The sequence below is a fragment of the Dokdonella sp. genome (genome assembly GCF_035511235.1).
GTDB lineage: Bacteria > Pseudomonadota > Gammaproteobacteria > Xanthomonadales > Rhodanobacteraceae > Dokdonella.
Window position 1 is genome coordinate 12,341 of record NZ_DATKFQ010000040.1, and the last position, 17,533, is coordinate 29,873.

Consider the following 17,533-nt stretch of genomic DNA (forward strand, 5'->3'; position numbering starts at 1 on the left):
CTCTTCTTCACTCGCGAGAGGGGATGTTCGATGAATGCGTGGATGAGTCGGCTTGGAATGGCCGTCGTGCTGCTGGCCGCGGCGCTCCCTGCGATCGCCCAGGACGCGTTGCCGGAGGTCCAGGCGGTGTCGCCGCCGGTGGAGACCTATCGGATCGGCGTGGACGACGTGGTGCAGGTGTCGGTGTGGCGCAATCCGGACCTCAGCGTCTCGGTGCCGGTGCGGCCGGACGGCAAGATCTCGGTTCCGCTGATCGGCGACGTCGACGCCGGCGGGCGCCATCCGCAGGACGTGGCCGAGGACATCAAGGGCAAGCTGGCGACCTACGTGCGCGATCCGCAGGTGGCGGTGATCCTGACCGAGCTGCGCAGCCACGAGTACCTGGCGCGCGTGCGCGTGACCGGTGCGGTGCGCCAGCCGGTGTCGCTGCCGTACCGGCAGGGCATGAGCGTGCTCGACGCGGTGCTCGCCGCCGGCGGCACCAACGAGTTCGCATCGGCCGACAATACGCGGCTGTACCGCAAGGAAGGCGACAGCGTGAAGACCTTCCCGATCAAGCTCGACCGCATCCTCAAGAAGGGCGACCTGTCGACCAATCTGCCGGTCCAGGCCGGTGACGTGGTCACCGTGCCGGAACGGGCGTTCTGACGCGGCGCCATGGCCATGAACGATCAAATGCCGTCGCTCGCCTCGCTGCTGCCGATCATGGGGCGCGAGGCCTGGCGCCGCCGCGTCGCGCTGGCCGTGACGTTCGCCGTGATCGCGCTGGCCGCGCTCGCGCTCGGCGTGGTGTGGAAGAAGAAATACGAGTCGGCCTCGACGATCCTGGTCCAGGAGACCAACATCATCCAGCCGCTGATGGAAGGGCGCGCCGTGCCGACCGGCGTCGGCGATCGCGCCGCGATCGCGCGCGAGGTGGTGTTCGGCCGCAAGGTCATGAACGAGGTGCTGCAGCTCGGCGGCTGGCTCGCCGACAACCCGAGCGCGATCGAGCAGGAGCGGCGCATCGAGGAGATCAAGAGCGCCACGCGCATCGCCAGCCCGCGCGAGAACCTGATCCGCATCAGCTACATGGATTCGGACCCGGAGCGCGCGTTCAAGGTCGCCAGCAGCATGGCCGAGCTCTTCATCAACGAGAGCCTCGACGCCAAGGAGCGCGAGAGCCGCGAGGCCTACCACTTCGTCGACAGCCAGGTGCAGGAGTACCACACCAAGCTGACCGATGCGGAGGCCAAGCTGATGGACTACCGCAACAAGAATCCCGACGCGCGCCCCGGCACCGAGACCGACGTCAACGCGCGCATCAGCGAGCTGCGCCGCCAGGCCGACACCGCCAACATGGAGATCATGGAGCTGCGCTCGCGCGAGTCGGCCCTGGTCTCGCAGCTGTCGGGCGAGTCGGACGTCAGCGCGGTGCAGACGCGCGAATCGCAGTATCGCCTGCAGCTGGTGGAGCTCCAGGCCGAGCTCGACCGCCTGCTGCTGAACTACACCGACCAGCACCCGGACGTGGTCCGCGTACGCCATCAGATGGCCGATCTGCAGGAGGCGATCCGCAACGAGCAGGCCGCAGCGGAGCGGCGCCGCGCGCTCGGCAGTCCGATGGCGCCGACCGACGAGAACGCGCAGTTCAATCCGCTGTATCAGGAGCTCAAGAGCCGCCTCGCCGAGACCCGCCGCAACATCGCCGCGATCGAGTCGCGCTACAACGCCAGCAGCACGATGCTGACCGCCGAGCTCGACCGCAGCCGCCGCATCGCCAACTCCGAGAACGTGCTGGCCGAGCTGACGCGCGACTACGAGGTCAACCGCGACATCTACCAGGACCTGCTGCGCCGGCGCGAGAACGCGCGCGTGTCGATGAACCTCGACGCCGAGAAGCGCGGCCTGTCGTTCCGGATCCAGGAGCCGGCCCTGCTGCCGGTGCAGCCGATCGGCCTGCGCTTCGCGCATTTCGGCATGGCCGGCATCGGCCTGGGGCTGGCGTTCCCGCTGGCGCTGCTGTTCCTGCTCGCGCAGTTCGATCCGCGCATCCGCACCGCCGAGCGGCTCGAGCAGGTCGCCGGCGTGCCGGTGCTGGCGAGCGTGCCGACCTACACCACCTCGCGCGACCGCCTGCGCGCCCGCTTCCGCACGATGCTGACGGTGCTGATCGTGCTCGGCGTGGTCGCGGCGTATGCGCTGCTGTTCTGGCTGCGACTGGCGAAGGCGATATGACTCAGAACGAACCGGACAAGTCGCTGCCCGAGCGCATCGGCGATGTGCCGCCGACCGGTGCCGGCGGCCTTGCGCAACGCGCCTCGGCGAGCCGCTCGATCGCGCGCATGGGCGAGACCGCGCTGCTCGCGCCGCGCCAGCTCGAGGAGCGTCGCCTGATCCATCGCGAGGGCGCGCGCCAGCAGGCCGATGCGTTCCGCGAGATCCGCACCAAGCTGCTGGCGATGGGCGGCGACCACAACTTCGTCACGATGGTCGCGCCGATCGGACCGGGCTCCGGCGGCAGCTTCGTCGCCCGCAACCTCGCCGCGGCGTTCGCGTTCGACGAGGCCAAGACCGCACTGCTGATCGACTGCAACCTGCGCCATCCGAGCCAGCACAAGACGCTGGGCATCGACCCGAAGGACGGCGGCCTGATCGACTATCTGGAGCATCCCTCGCAGGGCATCGAGAAGGCCTTCTATCCGACCGGCGTGCCGCGCCTGCGCCTGATTCCGACCGGCAAGTCGCGCGAGATGGGCGCGGAGTACTTCTCCTCGTTCCGCATGCGCGCGCTGATCGACTCGCTGCGCAGCCGCTATCCGGACCGCTACCTGTTCCTCGACGGTCCGGCCGTGAAGGGCTCGCCCGACGCGCGCATCCTGGCGGACCTGGCCGATTTCGTCGTGCTGGTGGTCGGCTACGGCCGCGAGTCGCCGAAGGCGATCGCGCAGGCGGTGGCCGGCTTCGATCCGAACAAGCTGGCTGGCATCGTCTTCAACCATCCGCCGTGAACGGCGCGTGGCGCGGACGGAGCGCATCGGCAGCGGCCGGTGCGGGCGGCCGGGAGCGCGGTTGGGCGCGACCGGCACGGTGCGGGAAGGGAGCGATCACATGATGCGTCTGAACCGATTGGCCGCCGGCGTGCTGGCGGTGCTGGCGGCGCCGGCCGGTGCGGTGCAGCTGGACTACACGCTCGAGCTGGGCCTGCTCCACAGCGACAACATCAACCTCAGCCAGGACGATCCGGTCAGCCAGAACGTGGCGATCCCGGGCATCAACTTCACGCTGTCGCAACAGGGCGCGACCGTGCAGGCGCTGGTGCGCGGCGTGGCCGAGTACCGCAACTACCTCGGCAATGCGTTCGACGACGAGTTCCGCGGCCAGCTCGACGGCATCGTCAACTGGACGCTGCTGCCCGAGCGGCTGACCTGGACGTTCCAGGACGCACTCGGCCTGCAGCCGATCAACGTGTTGCAGGCCGATACGCCGACCAACCTGCAGCAGACCAACGTCTTCGCGACCGGCCCGACGTTCCGCTTCCGGCTTAATCCGGTGCTGCGCGGACAGGCCGAGCTGCGCTACGTCGACAGCTACGCCGAGGAGACCGAGGAGTTCAACTCGCGGCGCTTGGTCGGCGCGCTGCGCGTGTTCCACGACCTCAGCAGCACCAGCGAGCTCTCGGCCAACCTGCAGACCGAGCGCGTCGATTTCGACGAGGACGATCTGGAGCGCTATACGCGCTACGACCTGTTCGCGCGCTACACCAGCCATCTGGCCGTGCTCGATCTGGACGCGGTGCTCGGCTATTCGCGCTTCGACTACCGCGACCGCGACGACCGTTCGGGCGTGCTCGCGCGGGCGACGCTCGGCTGGCGGCCGAGCGCGCGCAGCACGTTCAACCTGACCCTGATGCGCCAGTACTCGGACGCGGCCACCGACATGATGGCCGACCCCGGCGCGATCGGCACCGGCGGCACCGGCATCGTGATCGGCGACGTCTCGATCGACTCGGGCGTGTACCTGGAGGAGCGCATCGACCTCGGCTACGCCTACACCGGCGAGCGGTTCGGACTGCACGTCGTACCGTACTGGCGCAAGCTCGACTACGGACAGGACACGCGCGGCGTCGATCAGCGCGGCGGCGGCTTCAACGGCGAGATCAGCTACCGGCTGCGGCCGCAGCTGCGCGGCGGCTTCGTGATGGCGGCCGAGCGGCGCAACTTCCTCGGCCTGGACCGCCGCGACGACGATACCCGCTACGGCGTCTTCCTGACCCAGCAGTGGACGCGTCACTGGTCCTGGCGGCTCGACCTGCTGCGCGGCGAACGCGACAGCACCGGCGACGGCGTCGATTTCGACGACAACCAGGCCTATCTGCGCGTGTCGTACACGCGCTGATCCGCAGATGCGAAGTTCCGTGTCGCGGCATCGCGCGCGCCCGTTCCCGCAGCGGCGCTGCCGCGCGGACGTCGTGCGTCGGCCGCCCGGCACGCACCTCGCGCGCGCCCGATGCGGCAACCGCGCCCGGGCGGGCGGCCCGGCCGTCGCGGCACCGGGCCGGTCGCGCGCGCTCGATACGATACGAGACGGCCGCGGCACGATCCGCGTGCGGTCGCGACGATCTCTTGGGAGCTGGACATGAGTGCAATCCTGGTCACCGGCGGCGCCGGCTATATCGGCAGCCACGTCGTGCAGCAGCTGCTCGCACGCGGCGAGCGCGTCGTCGTGCTCGACAACCTGGTCAGCGGCTTCCGCGAGGCGGTGACCGGCGGCACGTTCGTGCTCGGCGACGTCGGCGACCGCGAACTCGTCGCCGCGCTGCTGGCCGAGCACGCGGTCGACACGGTGATGCACTTCGCCGCGCACACGGTCGTGCCCGAGTCGGTGGCCGATCCGCTCAAGTACTACGGCAACAACACCTGCGCGACGCGCAATCTGCTGGCCTGCTGTCAGGCGGCCGGCGTGCGCCACGTCGTGTTCTCGTCGACCGCGGCGGTCTACGGCATGCCGGCCTCGGGCGAGGCCGACGAGGACACGCCGACCCGCCCGATCAATCCGTACGGCAGCTCGAAGCTGATGAGCGAGACGATGCTGCGCGATCTCAGCGCCGCGACGCCGCTGCGCCACGTGATCCTGCGCTACTTCAACGTCGCCGGCTGCGATCCGCTCGGCCGCGTCGGCCAGTCGACGCCGAAGGCGACGCTGCTGATCAAGGTGGCCTGCGAGCAGGCGCTCGGCAAGCGCGCGCAGCTGGCCGTGTTCGGCACCGACTACGCGACGCCGGACGGCACCTGCATCCGCGACTACATCCACGTCGAGGATCTGGCCGACGCGCACGTCCGCGCGCTCGACCATCTGCGCGCCGGCGGCGACTCGGTCACGCTCAACTGCGGCTACGGGCACGGCTACAGCGTGCGCGAGGTCATCGACGCGGTCGAGCGTGCGGCCGGACACCGGCTGAGCGTGGTCGACCAGCCGCGCCGGGCCGGCGATCCGCCGGTGCTGATCGCACGCAGCGAGGCGCTCAAGCGCCTGTTCGGCTGGCAGCCGCGCCATGACGATCTGGACGCGATCGTGCGCAGCGCGCTGGCCTGGGAACGTGCGCCGCGCTATGGCTGAGCGCTTGCGCGCCGGCGGCGGCGGGGCGCGCGCGATCGCGGTCGCGCTGGCGGCGCTGCTGTGGCTCGCGGTGCCGCCGCCACCGGCGAGCGCAGCGATCAAGCTGGACCTGAGCTACGTCGACACCGGCTCGCCGGCCTACAAGCGCTTTCGCGACTGGGTCGACGCGGCGGTCGCCGGGCGGCCCGGCTATGGCTTCTCGCCGGCCGACGCGGTGTATCTGTACCGGATCAGCGGGAAGCAGCACTACTGCGAGTTCGCGGTCGGCCAGATCGACCGTCAGGTCGCCGCCGCCGAGGCCGCGATCGCGGCCGGCGAGCGTCCGGCGGTCGCCGGTGATTCGTACCTCGAGGCCGGCCCGATGATCGGCGCGCTCGCGCTCGGCTACGACCTCTGCGCGGCGTTCACCGACGAGGCGCAGCGCGCGCGCTGGCGCGCCTATGCCGAGCGCACGCTCGCCAACATCTGGGATCCGCCGGCCGCACGCTGGGGCGATCGCGCGTATCCGTGGTCGGGCTGGGGCACCGACAATCCCGGCAACAACTACTACTACAGCTTTCTCGAGGCGACGATGAGCTGGGCGCTGGCCGCCGACGACGCGGCCTGGCTCGCGCGGCTGCGCGAGCGCCTGCTGCCGGCGCTGAGCGCCTATGTTGCCGCGCTGCCTGGCGGCGGCAGCCGCGAAGGCACCGGCTACGGCACCGCGCAGATGCGGCTGTTCGCGCTGTACCGGCTCTGGCGCGATTCGACCGGCGAGGATCTGGCCGCCGCCAACGGCCATCTCGACGACACGATCCGCTTCTGGGTCCATGCGACGGTGCCGGACTTCACGCAGTTCGCGCCGCTCGGCGACCAGGCGCGCGTGTCGCAGCCGGAGATCTACGACTACCAGCGGCGGCTGATGCTCGAGGCGCGCGCACTGACGCGCGACGCGGACGTGCGCGACCAGGCGACCTGGTGGCTGTCGAAGATTCCGCTGCAGCGCATGACGCACGGCTTCAACGCGCGCTACGACTTGCTGCCGGCCGGCAAAGGCGGCCACGCGCCGGCCGAGCGCGACTACGTCGCGAGCGGCACCGGCCGCGTGTTCGCGCGGACCGGATGGACGCGCGACGCGACCTGGCTCGCGTTCACGGCCGGGCCGTACAGCGAGAGCCACGCGCATCAGGATCAGGGCGGTTTCATGCTGTACCGCGGCGGCTGGCTCGCGGTCACCGAGAACATCTGGACGCGCAGCGGCATCCAGCAGGGCACCGAGGTGCACAACGTGCTGCGCTTCGAGCGCGACGGCGCGGTGCTGCCGCAACGGGAAGGCACGACCTCGACGATGACGGCCGATCGCGGTCCCGACGGCGCGCTGACCGTCAAGGCCGACCTGACGCCGGCCTACGGCGCCGGCAGCGCGGTGCGGGCCTGGACGCGCGAGTTGCGCTTCGCCTCGGACGGCCGCCTGCAGGTCATCGACCGCTATGCGGTGGCCGCCGGCACGCGCGCGGTGTTCCAGCTCGACGTGCCGCAGCAGCCGGTCGTCGACGGCCGCGAGGCGCGCGCCGGCGCGCTCCGGCTGCGCGTGCTGTCCCCCGAATCGGCCCGGCTCGGCGTGCACGACTGGCGCAGCACGGACGCCGGCGAGTTCCGGTCCGGCTGGCGCATCGACGTCGAGGCCGATGCCGGCGAGACCGGCGAATTCCGCGTCGAGATCGACAGCGGCGGCTGACGCATCGGCGTGCGGTCGGCGCCGCAAGGTCGGCCCGGACCACCGGGGATCGGCCCGAAACCGCGAGAGTGGCGCGCGCTGCGTGACGCCGAGGTGCCGCGCGATGCTTTCGCGTACTGGTATCGCTGCGCGGCCGGACGACCACGCACGAAGCTGCCGCGGCTGGCATTTCCGAATGGGCTGCCGGGATTCTCCCGTTGCGCCGGTCCGGCGCCGACGGCCATCGGCGAGATCGACGCGGCATGCAGGTCGCGCCGGCATGCTCCGCCGAGCAGCGCGTCCCATGCAGGTTCGCAAGCGCCCGAGCGCCAACGCCGACGGCTCGCGCCTGCGCGTGTGGCCGCCGGGGAGCTTCGATGTGTGCGGTCGGGCGCCTGACCCGGCTCGGCAAGACGGACGCGCCGCACGCGCGTCCGTCTGCGACCGGGCGAGGATTTCAGTCGAAGCCGTTCTTGAACAGGTCTTCGCTGGTCTTGAGCTCGACGACGTAGGTGCCGCCGCTGCCGCGCACGTCGATGCGCCAGCCGGAGCGGAAATCGCTGCCGGCGCTGCGCCAGTCGATCGCGCTGATCGTCGCGTCGGCCGGCTGCAGCACGTTGATCTTGAGCCGGCCGGCGGTCACGCTGCGGCCGCTGATGACCGGCTGCACCGGCACGTTGACCTGGAAGATCGCCTGCGTGTCGGCGCTGACCTGATAGCTGTCCTGCACCAGCAGGCGGCGGCCTCCGAACTCGATGCTGCGCTGCCAGGACTGGACTGCCGCATTGCCGCCGTAGGCCGGCGTCAGATCGGCGCTGGCGGTGAACGCGCCGTTGCCGCCGGTCGGCGTCACCGTCATGTGCGAGGTCGTCGGCTCGCGCTGGCCGATCGTCGTGCCGTTGCGCACGAAGCGCAGCACGTTGTGCACGTCGGTGCCCTGCTGGATGCCGCTGGACGTCCAGATGTTCTCGGTCACCGCGAGCCAGCCGTTCTCGTACAGCGTGAACGAGCCCTGATCCTGGTGCGCATGGCTCTGCACGTACGGGCCGGCGACGAACGACAGCCACATCGCACCGGTGTCCCAGCCGGTCCGCGCGAACATCTGGCCGACGCCGGTGGCGTGGTAGATCAGGTTCGACGGTGCCGCCGTGGTGGCGCCGGCCTGCAGCAGGTCGTGGCGGTAGTTGAAGCTGTTGACCATCTGCTGCACCGAGATGCCGTTCAGCCACCACGAGGCTAGGCTGCGCATCTCGGCATTGGCGGTGTTGCTGCGCGCCTCGAGCATCAGCTGGCGATGGTAGTCGTAGAGCTCCGGCTGCGAGGTGCGCGCCTGGTCGCCGATTGGCGCGTAGCGGTCGCGCGTGGGCACCGTGGCGTGGGTCCAGTAGGCGACCGTGTCGGACAGGTGGCTGTTCGCATTGGCCGGGTCGGTGCCGGTCGAGTCGCGCCAGAGCCGGTACAGCGCGAACACCGTGCGATGCGACAGGCCGTAGCCGGTGCCTTCCTGGCTGCCGCCGCCGGGCAGGTTCGCGAAGTAGGCTTCCAGCGTCGGCAGCTTGTTGTTCTGGATCCAGGCCTTCCAGGTGGCGCTGTCGCTGGCCAGTGCCCAGTACATCGTGGCCTGCAGGAAACTGTAGAAGTAGTTGTTGGCCGGATCGTTGGTGCCCCAGCCGGACCACGCGAACGGCCGGCCGCCCCACTGCGCCTGGCTCGGGTTCCAGATGTTCCAGATCGCCTGTTCGGCGTAGGCGCTCCACTGCGTGCGCTGGCCGTCGCTGACGAAGCTGCGGCACCAGTCCCAGGTGATCGCCAGGTCCATCAGCATCGGACCGGCCTGCAGGTAGGAGTCTCCGGCGACCTCCGGCCGCTGGCCGCCGGCGATCGCGCTGTTGGCGGCGTCGACCTGGGCCTGGCTCATCTGCACGGCGAGGTTGCAGTACTGCGCCTGGCCGGTCAGGCGGTGCATGTAGACCGCGTCGGTCGCACTGAAGCCGTAGGCGGGATTGCCGTTGACGGCGGCGTCGACGTAGTTCTTGAAGCGCGTATACGCCGCCGACTGCGTGTTGACGTAGGACAGATCGATGGTGATGCCTTGCGCAGCGGCCACGAGCGGGCTCAACACGACGGCCAGCGCTGCGAGGGCGCGACGGTACGGACTGCGCGATGCCATGGGTGGATCGTCCTCTCGACGTGATGGGGGCATGTCGCGCCCGTTGCGTCCGGCCGGAGGGCCGGACCGCACGATGCCGATCAGGGGGAAAACGATCCTGCGTAGCAACGGGTTACGACGGAAGCGACGTTACCGTGCGGCCGCGCGGCGATTGTGAGCAAGTCATCAGAACGTCGAGGGCTCGTTCGATAACTGTGATGGCCATCACTAAATATGTCGGCGCGCCGCGAAACTTCCGCGACAACTCGCCACAGCGCGTCGCCGGTGCGGCATCGATGCATGCGATCCGGGAGCTCTCGCCGCTGCGTGGCGTGGAGGCACGGCGGCCGCCATCGTGGCAACGGGCCGGTCCCGGCCATGGCCGGCCGCCGTGTCGGGGAGGGGACGGGTGGACGAGGGCGGCCGCCGGTGTGCAGCTGCCGGCGCGGCGGTTGCGGCGTCGTGGATCGCACGCTGCGTCGCCGCAGCTGCGGCATGCGCTGCGGTTCGATGCGCCGGCTCGTTCGATTCGCTAGCGGACCGGCCGCCGCGAGCGCAGCCTGCGGCGCAGATCGAGCAGCGCCGACGGCACGAAGGTCGCGCACCACAGCTGCACGACGGCCGGGCGCGGCCGTCGCCGCAGCGGCGCCCACAGCATCCGGCGCGCCGCCGGCAGATCGCGCGCATGCAGCAGATGGCGGCCGAAGTCGGTGCGGATCGACAGCACCTTGGCCTCGATGCGCGCCGGATCGAAGCCGAGCGCATCGCCGAGCTTGCGCGCGTTGTGGATCTCGGCGGCCGCGCAGCGCTCGATCTGGCTGGTGATGCTGCCGGCGGCCGGCGTGTAGTTGCCGATCCGCCCTGCGACCGCGCGCAGCTCCCAGCCGGCGGCGGCCACGCGCAACCAGAGGTTGTAGTCCTCGGCGCCGATCAGGGCGGGATCCTCGTCGAAGCCGCCGGCCGCATCGAACGCGGCCTTGCGTACGACGACCATCGAGGTGCAGATGCGGTTGCGCGTCCACAGCCGGTCCAGGTCCAGCATGGCCGGCAGCGGCTCGCGCTCATCGCGCGCCTGGCCGTGGATCAGGCCGACGCGGTCCTCGCCGGCGAGCGCGAGCTGGCGCGCCATCTTCTCGGGCAGCCACGAATCGTCGGCGTCGAGGAACGCGATCCACGGCGTGGCCGCGACGCGCGCGCCGTGGTTGCGCGCGGCGGCCGGCCCCTGGTTGTGCTGCCGGATCAGCGTGACGCGCCCGCCGTAGCCGGCGACGACCGCGGCGATCGCCTCGCCGTCCGGCGAGCCGTCGTCGATCACGACCACGGCGGCGGCCGGCCGCTGCTGCGCGAAGACGCTGTCGAGCGCAGCAGCGAGCGTCCCGGCGGCCTTGTAGGCCGGAATGATCACCGTGTAGGCGTGGGCATCGGCGGCCGCGATCGCGCTCATGCGGAGCCCGGCCGGCGCTTGAGCAGTGCCTGCGCGACGTAGCTGGCCATGTAGACGGCCGCCTGCGGCAGGCTGAGCCGCTCGACCTCGCGATAGATGCGCCACTGCCAGCGCGCCGCGCGCAGCTTGTTCGACGACAGCGAGCCGGCGCGGACCAGGTAGTAGGCCAGCGGCTCGTCGTGGTCGGCACGCACGGCGCGGCCGGCACGGCGCAGCCGGTCGAGCCAGAATGCGTAGTCCTCGTGGCCGATCTCGAGGAACGCTGCGTCGCCGATGCGGCGGTCGTAGATCCCGGTCAGATGGCCGATGTAATTGCTCCTGAGCAGATCGCGATAGCGAAGCTCGGCCGGCGGGTCGACGCGCGACAGCGTATGGCCCGACTCGGCCACGCGCAGGTAGCCGCTGTAGGCGACCTGCGCGCCGAGCCGCTGCATCTGCGCCAGCTGCAGCTCGAGCTTGCGCGGATGCCACCAGTCGTCGCTGTCGAGGAAGGCGATGTGGCTGCCGGTCGCCGCGGCGATGCCGGCGTTGCGCGCGGCGGCGACGCCGGCATTGGCCTGCCGGACCAGCCGGACGCGGCCGTCGCGGCGCGCCTGCGCCTCGATCAGCGCGGCCGAACCGTCCGACGAGCCGTCGTCGACTGCGATCAGCTCGAGCGCGCGATGGCTCTGGCCGAGCACCGAGTCGATCGAACGTTGCAGCGTCGCCTCGGCGTTGTAGACCGGCATGATGACGCTGACCACGGCGGCGCCGCTCGACGCCGTGCCGGCCCGTTCGCTGCCGCTGCGGCCGTCGCCGGCTCCGCTGGCCGCGGCGCTGTCGCTCACGCTGCCGCTCCGGCCCGGCGGCTGCCGGCCCAGGACGCGCGCGGCGGCGGCAGGATGAAGTCGCGGAAGTCGTTCGGATCGCCGCGATGGCCGGCCTCGGCGGCCTTGATGATGTTGTAGACCTCGCGCGCGTTGACGTAATGCAGCACGTAGCGCTCGCCGTCGTTGTAGGCGGTTTCCAGATGCGTGTGCATCGCGTCGGCGGCCGCGCCGAGCAGGGTATCGATGTCCGCTTCCTGCGTGCCGTGCGTGTGCACCTTGACGAAGACCCACTCCGGCCGGCCTTCGACATGGATGCCGGTGCGCACCCAGGCGTCGACGCGCTCGGGCGTCGGCGGCACGCCGGCGCGCACGTCGGCGTTCTCGATGCGTGGCATCAGGCCGAAGCGGCGATCGCGCCAGTTCAGGCCCAGCGGACCCTGCACGATCATCAGATCGCCGCTCGGCGTGCCGCCGACGCGGACCGGCTCGCCGACATCGTGCGATTTCGGCGCCGTCGGATCGTCGGTCACGTAGTAGATCGAGTTGATCGTGCGCGTCTGCGTGTCGCTCGGCGCCGACGGCAGCGTGAAGTCCGCATAGCAGCCGAGCTCGCGCAGCAGGATCAGCTCGTTGTCGAGGCCGCACCAGCGGCCGTCCGGTCGCGAATTGTCGAGGCTCCAGTTGCCGTGGATGAAGCCGAACATCAGCTCGCCGGTCTCGGGATGACGCGACAGCGCGCCGTGGCGCTCGTGCAGCAGATCGCAGAAGCGCCGCATGACCGTGCGGAAGTTGTCCTCGGTGTCGTTGTCGTGATGCAGGTGGATCTCGATCTCGCCGTAGCCGTCGGCGCACAGCGCCTCGATCTTGGAGAGGTGTTCCTCGAGGTATTCCTCTTCGGGGTAGAAGAAGCCGTGCTGCGGCGGCCGGCCGTCGGCATCGCGATGGCGCGAGGCGAGCGCGCGATAGCCGGTGCACCAGCGGTCCACGCGCGTGCGCTGGGTCGCCAGATCGGCCTGCTTCCACATCGGCTCGAAGTGGTCGACGAAGCAGAACATCACATGGGTCGGACCGGCGACCGCCGGCCGCGGCCGGCGGCGCAGATGGCTGCCGATCCAGATCTGCATGTTGCGCGAGCGCAGCACGCGATGCACGGCCAGGGCGGCGAGCAGCGCAGCTGCGATCAGCACCATGATGGCCAGGCTCATCGCGGCGAACATCCGCTGCGGACGGGCGGGAAGGGGCGGAACGCGGTCGGCGGGACGATCGGCATCGGTGGATTTTCCCAGGTCGGCCGGCCCGCTGCCTATCGGTCGGCGGGCCGATGGAACAATGATTTACACCCCGGCCGGGGTCTGAACCCGGCGGGCTCGCGAGGTTCCCGCGGGAGCGCCGCGCGTGCGCTTCGCGCGGCCGGCGTTCAGGCGGGCTCCTCGGGCAGCGCGCGCAGCGCGATGCCCTGATCGCGCCACTGCGGCAGCAGCCGCCTCAGGATGCCCTCGGCGCGCGCGCTGTCGTCGTGCATCAGCACGATCTCGCCGTTGCGCAGGCCGTGCCGTTCCAGCGCCGCTGCGAGCCGGTCGACCGGGTGATCGTCGTAGTCGAGGCTGTCGTAGGACCAGTACGTGATGCCGCGGCGCTCGCGCGCGAAGCGCGCCAGCAGGCGCAGCGGCACCACGCCGCGCGGCGTCCGGAAGCGGTGCCGCGGCCGGCCGTCGAAGCGCGCCAGCAGGCGGTCGGTGCGCTCGACCTGAGCGATCTGTTCGCTCAGCGGCAGGCGGTCGAAATGCGGGTGGTCGTAGGAGTGGTTGCCGATCAGATGGCCCTCGGCGACGATCCGCTCGACGATGCCGGGATGGCGCTCGACCTGGTCGCCGATCAGGAAGAAGCTGGCCTGCGCGTCGTGCTGCGCCAGCAGGTCGAGCAGCGGCGGCGTGAACGTCGGATTGGGGCCGTCGTCGAAGGTCAGGTAGGCGCTGCGCTCGGAGCGGTCGCCGCGCGTCAGCGCGAGCGCGTCGGGCAGCAGCCCCAGCAAGGTCTGTTTGTTCGGCAGCTTCATCGTGAGACGGCGTCGTGCGGTGCGTCCGGTGGCCGGCGCGTTCCGGCGGCGCCGCGATCCGAGCACCTAGCCGGCGTCGGCGGGCGCCAGTATCCCATCCCTGCGCGTCAGGTCAACGCGCGGCGGACGTCGTGCCGGACCGCCGCGCGCCGCGATAGACCGCCTCGTAGCGCTCGGCCATCGCCTCGACCGAGCCGTTCGCGAGCGCCCAGGCGCGTGCCGCCTCGCCCATCGCCTCGCGGCGCGCGGTGTCGTCGAGCAGGCCGGCGATCGCCGCGACCAGCGCGGCCGCGTCGCCCGGCGGCACGATGCGGCCGTTGCGGCCGTCCTCGACGATCTCCGGATTGCCGCCGACCGCGGTCGCGACGATCGGCAGTCCGGCCGCGCAGGCCTCGACCAGCGCGATCGAATAGCCCTCGGTGCGCGAGGACAGCACGAACAGGTCGAACGCGCACAGCAGGGCCTTGACGTCGCCGCGGTCGCCGAGAAAGCGCACGCGCCCGGCGATGCCGAGCGACTGCGCCTCGCGCTCGAGATCGGCGCGCAGCGCGCCGTCGCCGACGACGACCAGCGCCGTCTGCGGATGGCTGGCGCCGAGCTGCGCGAACGCGCGCAGCAGCAGGGCGTGATCCTTGGCCGGATGCAGGCGGCCGACCGTGCCGAGCAGCGCGACGTCCGCCGGCAGCCCGAGCGTGTCGGCCAGCCGGCGCCGCGCCTCGGCCGAACGCGGCCGGAACGCGCCGATCGGAATGCCGTTCGGAATCGCCGTCGCCTTGTCGGCCGGCACCAGCTGCTGCGCCAGCGCGGCCTCGCAGGAGGCGCGCGAGACCGCGATCACCGCGTCGGTGCCGAGCATCGAGGCGCGATACAGCCAGTCGCGGCGGCGATGATGCGCGCTCAGGCCCATGCTGTGCCGCGTATTGATCCGCCGCAGCCGCAGGCCGAGCGTGGCGATCGCCGCGTAGTAGTGCGCCATCGCGTTGTGCGTGTTCAGCACCTCGGTACCGTGCGCGCGGATCGCCGCGCGCATCCGGCGCACCGCGGCCAGATCGAAGCCCGAGCGCTTGCCGCAGGCGATCACCGGCACGCCGCGTGCGTCGAGCTCGGCGGCCAGCGCGCCGCGCTCGAACAGGCACACCACCTGGCAGCGGTGTCCGGCCGCCTGCTGGACGCCGACCAGGTCGATCACGACCCGTTCGAGTCCGCCGCGGTTCAAGTTCTCGACGACGTGGGTGATGTTCATGGCGCTTGCGGATCGGACAGCTCGGAAATGGTCACGCGGAACTTGCCGTTGGCGGCGACCGGGATATCGTCGACGACGCGGATGTCGATCTGGATGCCGTCGCCGAGCGCGCGCGTGACCAGCGCGCGCGCCGCGTCCAGCCGTGCCGCATCGGCCTCGCCGTCGACGACCAGCAGTAGCTCGATCGCCTCGAGCCGGCGCTGCACGATGCGGAACCGCTTGATCCACTTTATGTCGTTGAAGATGAAGGGGAAGTACTCGCCCGGCAGATAGCGGCCGTCGCGCGTACGGATCGCGTCGAGCTTGCGGCCCTGCACCTGGGCCAGCAGCGGCAGGCCGCGGCCGCAGCTGCACGGCGCATCGGCCGGGATCGCCAGGTCGCCGGTCGTGTAGCGGATGAACGGCATGCCGTAGTTGGACAGGTCGGTCACGATGATCTCGCCGGCGGCGCGGTCGGCTGCGCTCGGCAGCGGCGCGCCGATCTCGACGTGGAGGTGGTCGGCGTTGACGTGCAGGCCCTCGCGCCGTTCGCACTCGCTGGCGATCAGCATGAATTCGCGGCAGCCGTAGGTGTTGAAGGCCGGCGCGCCGAACGCGCGCTCGACGATCTCGCGCTGGAAGTCGTGCAGCGACTCGGCCGCGCCGAGCACGGCAGCCGGCCGGTGGATGCGGCGGCCGCTGGCCAGCAGCCACTGCGACAGCCGCACCAGCGGCCCGACGTAGCCGACGACGATCTCCGGCCGCCAGGCGTCGATCGCCTCGGCGTAGCCGGCCATCGTGTCCTCGCGCATCGCGAAGCTGTCGAGCATCAGCCGGTTGTAGGCGCGGTTGTAGAGCCGCTGCTTGAGCGCCTGCAGCGGCTTCAGCCCCGCCGGCACCGCCCACAGGTACAGCGTGCGCCGGCCCGGCCGCGAGCCGGCCCAGCCGTAGCTGCGCCACATCACCGCGGCGCGGCGGTCGTTGCTCTCGCGCGTGTAGCCGAACCGGAACGGCTCGCCGGTCGAACCGCTGGTCGACTTGTACAGCAGCGAGTCGCGCAGCGAGTCGGCCTTGAGCGATTCGAAATGGGTGCGGATGTCGTGCTTGGTCAGCACCGGCAGGCGCGCGAAGTCGGCCGGGGTGCGGATCGCCTCGGGCGTGATGCCGAGCTCGGTCCACTGCCGCCGGTAGTACGGCACCTCGCGCCAGCAGTGCTCGAGCAGGCGCTTGAGCTTGGTCCAGCGCAGCGCCTCGAGCTGCTCGGGCGGCAGCCACTGGCTGCGCTCGTACTCGGCCAGGAAGCTCAGCGTGCCGCGCCCGGCCAGGGTCTGGTCGTAGAACGGCAGCAGCACGTGGCGGAACAGCGGCTCATATCCGATCCCCATCAGCTCTCTCCCCCTTAGCGGCGTTCGGCCCAGGCCAGGAAGCGCGCCAGCGCCCGCGGCCGGTTCTTGCCGAGGCGCGCGTGCAGCTGGCGCAGATGGCCGATGTCGGCCGCGGTCCAGCAGCCTAGCAGCACGCTCGCCAGCGCGTAGACCGGCAGCAGCACCCCTCCGCCGGCGACCAGCGTCGGCAGCGCCGGCCAGTGGCCGCGCAGCGGCCAGATCGCCAGCCCGGCGACGACCGCCGCGGCGGCAATGCGCGCCAGCCGCGCGCCGTCGAGGCCGACGCCGCTGGTGCGCATGCCCATGCCGATCATCGCCGAGGACGAGACCAGCGAGACCGCGACGTAGGCCGCCGCGGCGCCGTGGAGACCGTAGCGCGCGATCAGCAGCGCATCCAGCGCGATCTTCAGCACGCCGCAGCCGAACACCACGGCCAGCACGACGAGCTGGCGGTCGGCGCTCAGCAGCAGGCTCGACCCGCCCTGCGAGACCGTGACCACCGAGGCCGCGAACAGACACCACGCGAACACCGGTCCGGCTGCGCGATAGGCCTCGCCGAACAGCAGCGTGATGACCGAGTCGCCGAACACGAAGCCGTAGGCGATCAGCGGAAACGCCAGCAGCGACAGATACACGGTCGAGGCGGCGAAGCGCCGCCCGGCCACCTCACGGCCCTGGCTCAGCGCATGCGCCATCATCGGCAGCAGCAGCGCGCCGAACACGCCGGGTACCAGCAGGGCCGCGCCGGACGCGAGCTGATAGGCCACCTTGAACTGGCCGGCCGCGGCGGCCTGGCCGTAGAGGTTCAGGAACAAGACCTCCACTTCGCTGGCCGCGAAGAAGCCGACGGTCACGATCATCGCCGTCATCCGCATGTGCCGGCCGATCCGCGCGCGCAGGTCGGGCGGCAGCGCCGCGGCCGGCGGCACGGCCGGCAGCAGCGCGCGCGCCTTGACCTGCGAGACCGCGAAGAACACCGCGCTCGACGCGACGAACACCGCCAGCAGCACCTCGACCGGCGCGTCGAACCACCAGCAGGCGACGACCAGGGCCAGGTTGACCGGCGTGGCGATCAGCGCGACCACGGCGGTCGCGCGGAAATCCTCGAAGCCCTTGCAGACGCCGATGTTGAACATGTACTGCGAACGCAGCGTCACCGCGAGCACGAGAAAGC

14 protein-coding genes are annotated in these 17,533 nt (G+C 71.1%); 6 read left to right on the plus strand and 8 right to left on the minus strand.

Going from position 1 to position 17,533, the window contains the following annotated elements; all coding sequences use genetic code 11:
- Window positions 1-42: 42 nt before the first annotated feature.
- The 6 genes from VMR06_RS16940 to VMR06_RS16965 all read left to right on the plus strand — a co-directional run bounded on the left by VMR06_RS16940 (window position 43) and on the right by VMR06_RS16965 (window position 7,315).
- A complete protein-coding gene (locus VMR06_RS16940) occupies window positions 43-648 on the plus strand; it encodes an XrtA/PEP-CTERM system exopolysaccharide export protein (protein WP_325378513.1) in 606 nt (201 codons plus the stop codon).
- Between the two features lie 15 nt (window positions 649-663).
- A complete protein-coding gene (locus VMR06_RS16945) occupies window positions 664-2,217 on the plus strand; it encodes an XrtA system polysaccharide chain length determinant (protein ID WP_325378515.1) in 1,554 nt (517 codons plus the stop codon).
- A complete protein-coding gene (locus tag VMR06_RS16950; RefSeq protein ID WP_325378517.1) occupies window positions 2,214-2,990 on the plus strand; it encodes a polysaccharide biosynthesis protein in 777 nt (258 codons plus the stop codon). The genes VMR06_RS16945 and VMR06_RS16950 overlap by 4 nt, the downstream gene beginning before the upstream one ends.
- A 100-nt stretch (window positions 2,991-3,090) precedes the next feature.
- A complete protein-coding gene (locus VMR06_RS16955; RefSeq protein ID WP_325378519.1) occupies window positions 3,091-4,377 on the plus strand; it encodes a hypothetical protein in 1,287 nt (428 codons plus the stop codon).
- A gap of 240 nt (window positions 4,378-4,617) precedes the next feature.
- Window positions 4,618-5,598 carry a UDP-glucose 4-epimerase GalE gene (gene galE / locus VMR06_RS16960; RefSeq protein WP_325378521.1) on the plus strand — a complete coding sequence of 327 codons (981 nt, stop codon included), beginning with the start codon at window positions 4,618-4,620 and terminating at the stop codon, window positions 5,596-5,598.
- A complete protein-coding gene (locus tag VMR06_RS16965; protein ID WP_325378523.1) occupies window positions 5,591-7,315 on the plus strand; it encodes a heparinase II/III domain-containing protein in 1,725 nt (574 codons plus the stop codon). The genes galE and VMR06_RS16965 overlap by 8 nt, the downstream gene beginning before the upstream one ends.
- Window positions 7,316-7,751: 436 nt before the next feature.
- On the opposite strand, the gene VMR06_RS16970 is transcribed toward VMR06_RS16965, so the two are convergent.
- From VMR06_RS16970 to VMR06_RS17005, 8 genes are all read right to left on the minus strand, one after another.
- The gene (locus tag VMR06_RS16970; protein ID WP_325378526.1) at window positions 7,752-9,464 is read right to left on the minus strand and encodes a heparinase II/III domain-containing protein; all 1,713 of its coding nucleotides are present in this window, start codon (window positions 9,462-9,464) and stop codon (window positions 7,752-7,754) included.
- A 511-nt stretch (window positions 9,465-9,975) separates the two neighbouring features.
- The gene (locus VMR06_RS16975; protein WP_325378528.1) at window positions 9,976-10,887 is read right to left on the minus strand and encodes a glycosyltransferase family 2 protein; all 912 of its coding nucleotides are present in this window, start codon (window positions 10,885-10,887) and stop codon (window positions 9,976-9,978) included.
- A complete protein-coding gene (locus VMR06_RS16980) occupies window positions 10,884-11,714 on the minus strand; it encodes a glycosyltransferase family 2 protein (RefSeq protein WP_325378530.1) in 831 nt (276 codons plus the stop codon). Before VMR06_RS16980 ends, VMR06_RS16975 begins: the two co-directional genes overlap by 4 nt.
- Complete coding sequence (locus VMR06_RS16985) at window positions 11,711-12,901, minus strand: hypothetical protein (protein WP_325378532.1); 1,191 nt, start codon at window positions 12,899-12,901, stop codon at window positions 11,711-11,713. Before VMR06_RS16985 ends, VMR06_RS16980 begins: the two co-directional genes overlap by 4 nt.
- Before the next feature lie 212 nt (window positions 12,902-13,113).
- Window positions 13,114-13,752, minus strand: coding sequence for a polysaccharide deacetylase family protein (locus VMR06_RS16990; protein ID WP_325378534.1), 639 nt, complete (start codon window positions 13,750-13,752; stop codon window positions 13,114-13,116).
- Between the two features lie 112 nt (window positions 13,753-13,864).
- On the minus strand, window positions 13,865-14,995 hold the full coding sequence (locus VMR06_RS16995) for a glycosyltransferase (protein ID WP_325378537.1): 1,131 nt from the start codon (window positions 14,993-14,995) through the stop codon (window positions 13,865-13,867).
- The gene (locus VMR06_RS17000; protein ID WP_325378540.1) at window positions 14,992-16,359 is read right to left on the minus strand and encodes a phenylacetate--CoA ligase family protein; all 1,368 of its coding nucleotides are present in this window, start codon (window positions 16,357-16,359) and stop codon (window positions 14,992-14,994) included. Before VMR06_RS17000 ends, VMR06_RS16995 begins: the two co-directional genes overlap by 4 nt.
- Before the next feature lie 14 nt (window positions 16,360-16,373).
- Window positions 16,374-17,533 (minus strand): polysaccharide biosynthesis C-terminal domain-containing protein (locus VMR06_RS17005; RefSeq protein WP_325378542.1); only part of this gene is annotated, 1,160 nt, incomplete at its 5' end.

Bases quoted from the DNA above. Each gene is read 5' to 3' on its own strand.
- VMR06_RS16940 (WP_325378513.1), top strand. From the start codon at position 43: ATGAGTCGGCTTGGAATGGCCGTCGTGCTGCTGGCCGCGGCGCTCCCT.
- VMR06_RS16945 (WP_325378515.1), top strand. From the start codon at position 664: ATGAACGATCAAATGCCGTCGCTCGCCTCGCTGCTGCCGATCATGGGG.
- VMR06_RS16950 (WP_325378517.1), top strand. From the start codon at position 2,214: ATGACTCAGAACGAACCGGACAAGTCGCTGCCCGAGCGCATCGGCGAT.
- VMR06_RS16955 (WP_325378519.1), top strand. From the start codon at position 3,091: ATGATGCGTCTGAACCGATTGGCCGCCGGCGTGCTGGCGGTGCTGGCG.
- galE (WP_325378521.1), top strand. From the start codon at position 4,618: ATGAGTGCAATCCTGGTCACCGGCGGCGCCGGCTATATCGGCAGCCAC.
- VMR06_RS16965 (WP_325378523.1), top strand. From the start codon at position 5,591: ATGGCTGAGCGCTTGCGCGCCGGCGGCGGCGGGGCGCGCGCGATCGCG.
- VMR06_RS16970 (WP_325378526.1), bottom strand. From the start codon at position 9,464: ATGGCATCGCGCAGTCCGTACCGTCGCGCCCTCGCAGCGCTGGCCGTC.
- VMR06_RS16975 (WP_325378528.1), bottom strand. From the start codon at position 10,887: ATGAGCGCGATCGCGGCCGCCGATGCCCACGCCTACACGGTGATCATT.
- VMR06_RS16985 (WP_325378532.1), bottom strand. From the start codon at position 12,901: ATGAGCCTGGCCATCATGGTGCTGATCGCAGCTGCGCTGCTCGCCGCC.
- VMR06_RS16990 (WP_325378534.1), bottom strand. From the start codon at position 13,752: ATGAAGCTGCCGAACAAACAGACCTTGCTGGGGCTGCTGCCCGACGCG.
- VMR06_RS16995 (WP_325378537.1), bottom strand. From the start codon at position 14,995: ATGAACATCACCCACGTCGTCGAGAACTTGAACCGCGGCGGACTCGAA.
- VMR06_RS17000 (WP_325378540.1), bottom strand. From the start codon at position 16,359: ATGGGGATCGGATATGAGCCGCTGTTCCGCCACGTGCTGCTGCCGTTC.